The following is a 4,814-nucleotide window of genomic DNA, read 5'->3' as shown; positions in this document are numbered from 1 at the left end:
CCGGCCTGAGGCCCCACGACTCCACCAACCGGAACAACGCCGTCTCCAACGCAAACAGCGCAGGCTGCGCCACCCCCGTCCGATCCAGATCCTCCCCAACAAAAGAATCAAACCGGGCCGCCACCTCATCAAACGCCCGAGCAAACACCGGGAACCGCTCATACAGCCCCCGCCCCATCCCCACCCGCTGACTCCCCTGCCCCGTGAACAGAAACGCGAGCCGCGGCTCCGAGCCGGCCACTCCCCGTACCGCACCCGGCAGGTCCTCAGCCAACGCGCGCAATCCGGCCGACGCGCTCTCGCGATCCCCGGCGACCAGCACGGCCCGATGCTCGAACCCAGACCGAGTGGTGGCCAGCGAGAACGCCACATCGGCCAGCCCCACGCCGGGCGATGCGTCCAGGAACTCCGCCAATCGCCCGGCCTGCGCGCACAACGCCTGCTCGGTGCGCCCTGAGACCAGCACAGGCAGCAGAACCCCGCTGTCCCCCACGGGCGCCGGGGACTCCACCGGGCTCTGTTCAATGATCACGTGCGCGTTCGTGCCGCTGATCCCGAAGGACGACACCCCCGCCCGCCATGGCCGCTCCACCCCGGGCCAGGGCCTGGCCTCGGTCAGCAGCTCCACCGCTCCGGCTGACCAGTCCACATGCGAGGACGGCGCGTCCACATGCAAGGACCTGGGCAGCACCTCGTGCCGCATCGCCATGACCATCTTGATCACACCCGCGACGCCCGCGGCAGCCTGCGAGTGACCGATGTTCGACTTGATCGACCCCAACAGCAACGGCCGCTCCCGATCCTGACCATAGGTCGCCAGCAACGCCTGAGCCTCGATCGGATCACCCAGCGTCGTCCCGGTGCCGTGCCCCTCCACCACGTCCACCTCGGCGGCCGTGAGCCCCGCGCTCGCCAGCGCCTGCCGGATCATCCGCTGCTGCGACGGACCGTTCGGCGCGGTCAGCCCGTTGGAAGCACCGTCCTGGTTGACGGCCGACCCGCGCACGACAGCCAGCACCTGGTGACCGTTGCGCCGGGCCTCCGACAGCCGCTCCAGCACCACCACGCCCACGCCCTCGGACCACCCCACCCCGTCGGCCGCGTCCGAGTACGACTTGGAGCGCCCGTCGGCGGCCAGACCGCCCTGGCCGCTGAAGTCGATGAACGACCCGGGCGTCGCCATCACCGTCACACCGCCCGCGACCGCCAGCGAGCACTCGCCGCCCCGCAGCGCCTGCGCGGCGAGGTGGATGGCCACCAGCGACGACGAGCAGGCCGTGTCGACCGTCACCGCCGGGCCCTCCAGCCCGAAGGTGTAGGAGACCCGGCCGGACAGCACGCTTCCCGCGGTGCCCGACCCGATGAAGCTCAGCACGTCGGGCGGGAACTCCAGCCGCCCCGGCCGGTAGTCGTGGGTCATCAGTCCGGCGAAGACCCCGGTACGGCTTCCGCGCAGGGAGAGCGGGTCGATGCCGGTCCGCTCGATCGCCTCCCAGGTGACCTCCAGCAGCAGCCGCTGCTGCGGATCCATCGCCAGCGCCTCACGCGGCGAGATCCCGAAGAAGCCCGAGTCGAACTCCGCCGCCTCGTGCAGGAACCCGCCCTCCCGGACGTACGACGTCCCCCGGCTCTCGCGATCCGGGTTGTACACGGCTCCGAGGTCCCAGCCCCGGTTGGTCGGGAAGCCGGTGATCGCGTCGGTCTCGTCGATCACCAGCCGCCACAGGTCGTCGGCGGACCTGACCCCACCCGGATACCGGCAGGCCATGCCCACGATCACGATCGGATCGTCGGCCGCCACCGGCAGGATCTCCGGTGCCGCGAGATCCTCGCGTGTCCCCAGCAGCTCGGCCAGCAGGAACTCCGCCAGCGCGGTCGGCGTCGGGTAGTCGAACACCAGCGTGGCGGGCAGCCGGAGACCGGTCGCCGTGTTGAGCCGGTTGCGCAACTCCACGGCGGTGAGGCTGTCGAAGCCGAGGTCGCGGAAGCCGCGCCGCAGCTCCACCGTGTCCGGCGTGGCATGCCCCAGGACCAGCGCCACCTCGGTCCGCACAACTTCCACCACGGCGCCAAGACGCTCCGCCGTACCAAGTGAAGCCAGTCGCCGCGCCAGCTCGCCGACCGCCCGCCCGGCAGTCGAGCGCCGTACGGCAGGCAGCAGCCCGGAGAAGATCGGCGGCAGTTCCCGGTGCGCCCGCAGCGCCGGCATGTTCAACCGGACAGGCGACACCGCCGAGGCACCGCTCGCGAGCGCGGCGTCGAACATGGCCACACCTTGGGCCGGGGTGATCGGCAGCAGCCCGCTCGCGTGCAACCTCTGGACGTCCGTCTGCGACAGCCCGCTCGTCATGCCGGCGTCCTGCGACCACGGACCCCAGACCAGCGATATCCCCGGCGATCCGGCCGCCCGGCGTTGCTGGGCCAGGGCGTCCAGGAAGGCATTGGCCGCCGCGTAGTTGCCCTGCCCGGCGCCTCCGAAGGTGCCGGCCACCGACGAGAACAAGACGAACTCCGCCAGATCCAGGTCCGCGGTGAGCTCGTGCAGGTGCCAGGCGGCATCGACCTTGGGACGCAACGCCGTGTCGAGGCGCTCGGGGGTCAGGGAGGGGATGGTCCCGTCGTCGAGCACACCGGCCGTGTGGATCACCGCGGTCAGCGAGCGTTCGGCGGCCAGCAGCGCGGCCACCTGCTCCCGATCCGCCACGTCACACGCGACGACCCTGACCTCCACGCCCTCCGCGACCAGCGAGTCACGCAGCTCCACTGCCCCAGGAGCCTCCAGCCCCCGGCGACTGACCAGCAGCAGATGCCGTACTCCTCGCCCGGCCACCACGTGCCGCGCGAACAGCGCCCCCAGGCCACCCGTGCCACCAGTGATCAACACGGTGCCGTCGGGATCCCACGGTCCGGCTTTGTGCTCGCTCAGGGGCCGGCGGGTGAGCCGGGGCACCCGCGCCTCGTAGTCGCGCACCGCCACCTGCTGCTCGCCGCACGCCAGGACCACGGGCAGCGCGGACAGAGCGGTCTCCCGCTCCTCCACGTCGGCCAGCAGGAATCGGCCGGGGTTCTCCGCCTCGGCACTGCGGACCAGTCCCCAGACGGTGGCCGCAGCCGGGTTCGTCACTGACTCGCCGGCGCCGGTCGCGATCGCGCCCCGGGTGACGAACACCAGGCGCGAGCCGGCGAACCGCTCGTCGGCCAGCCACTGCTGGAGCAGATCCAGGACGCGGGTGGTGACCTCGTGCGCCGCCCCGGCCGCATCCGCTGACTCGGGCACGTCGATCTCGACGGTCACCAGATGAGGCGCCCTGCCCGAGGGCAGGTCCAGCGTGTCGAGGTCGCCGGTGAGCTCGGCGACCTCCAGCCCCGTCACGGCGTCCACCGGAGACACGCTCATCGGCACGGTGATCCAGTCGAGCTGGAAAAGGGAGTCCCCGCGGTCGGAGGATGCCGCGGCGAGTTGGTCGACCGGCATGGCGCGCAGCTCCAGCGAGCGGACCGACAGCACCGGGGTCCCCGCGGGGTCCACCGCGGTCAGCGACACGGCATCCGTGCCGGCCGTGGCGAGCCGTACCCGCAAAGCGGTGGCGCCTCCTGCCTGGAGACTGACCGTGCTCCAGGAGAACGGCAACCGGCCGCCACCCGACTCCAGGCCGACGAACGGCAGCGAGTGCAGCGCGGAATCGAGCAACGCCGGATGCAGGGTGAACAGAGCGGCGTCGGCCACCTGGTCCGGCAGGGCCACCTCCGCGTACACCTCGCCGCCCGGGGCCTTCCACGCCGCCTTCAGCCCCTGGAACACCGGGCCGTAGCCGAGCCCGCTCGCGGCGAGCCTGCCGTACAAGCCGTCCAGGTCGATCGCGGTCGCGCCCTGCGGCGGCCACACGGTCGTGTCGAACGGGACGTCGGCCGGGCCGGAGGCCGACGAGCCCGTTGCGAGCGTGCCGGTGGCGTGCCGCGTCCACGGCGTGCCCTCCTTGGCCTCGGCGGGGCGGGCGTAGATGCCGAGTGCGCGCCTGCCCGATTCGCCCCGGGCGCCCACCGACACCTGCACCGCGACCGCCTCGTCCTCGCCGAGAACCAGCGGCGCCGCCAGCGTCAGCTCCTCGACCAGCTCGCAGCCGGCCTGGTCACCGGCCCGGATCGCCAGCTCGAGGAAGCCGGTGCCGGGGAACACCACCAAGCCGCCGACCACGTGATCGGCCAGCCACGGATGCGACCGCAGCGACAACACACCTGTCAGCAGCACACCGTCGGAGTCGGCGAAGCCGATGGCGGCGCTGAGCAGCGGGTGCCGCGCCGTGTCCAGCCCCAGAGCCCGCGCGTCGCCGCCTCGCCGTCCTGGCGGCCAGTACGGCTCCCGCTGGAAGGCGTAGGTCGGCAGCTCCACCGTGCGTGCGCCGGGGAACACCGCCTGCCAGTCGATCGGCACCCCGTGCACGTGCAACTCGGCCAGCGCGGTGGTGATCGCCAGCTCCTCGTCGCGATCCCGGCGCAGTGCCGGGACCAGCACGGCGTCCGGGCCGAGTGTCTCGGCTGCCATGGCGCTCAGCACGCCGTCGGGGCCGAGTTCCAGATACGCCCGGACGCCCTGCGCGTCCAGAGCGCTGACGGCGTCAGCGAACCGGACCGTGCCACGAACCTGGTCCACCCAATAGTCAGGCGAGCACACATCCCCTGAGGTGACGATCGGGATCCGCGGCGAGCTGTACGTCAACGTGCGAGCAACCGCACGGAAATCCTCCAGCATCGGATCCATCAACGACGAGTGGAAAGCGTGCGACACCCGCAACCGCCTCGTCCTGAACCCACGC

1 protein-coding gene is annotated in these 4,814 nt (G+C 71.9%); it reads right to left on the bottom strand.

Annotated features, from left to right (window positions below; genetic code table 11):
• The coding region (locus ACWCSU_RS52640) for a type I polyketide synthase (protein ID WP_449945191.1) at window positions 1–4,759 on the bottom strand (4,759 nt) is incomplete at its 3' end.
• Window positions 4,760–4,814 lie beyond the last annotated feature (55 nt).

This window comes from Nonomuraea sp. NPDC001699, assembly GCF_053596455.1.
This window is presented reverse-complemented; position numbering and strand designations above follow the sequence as displayed.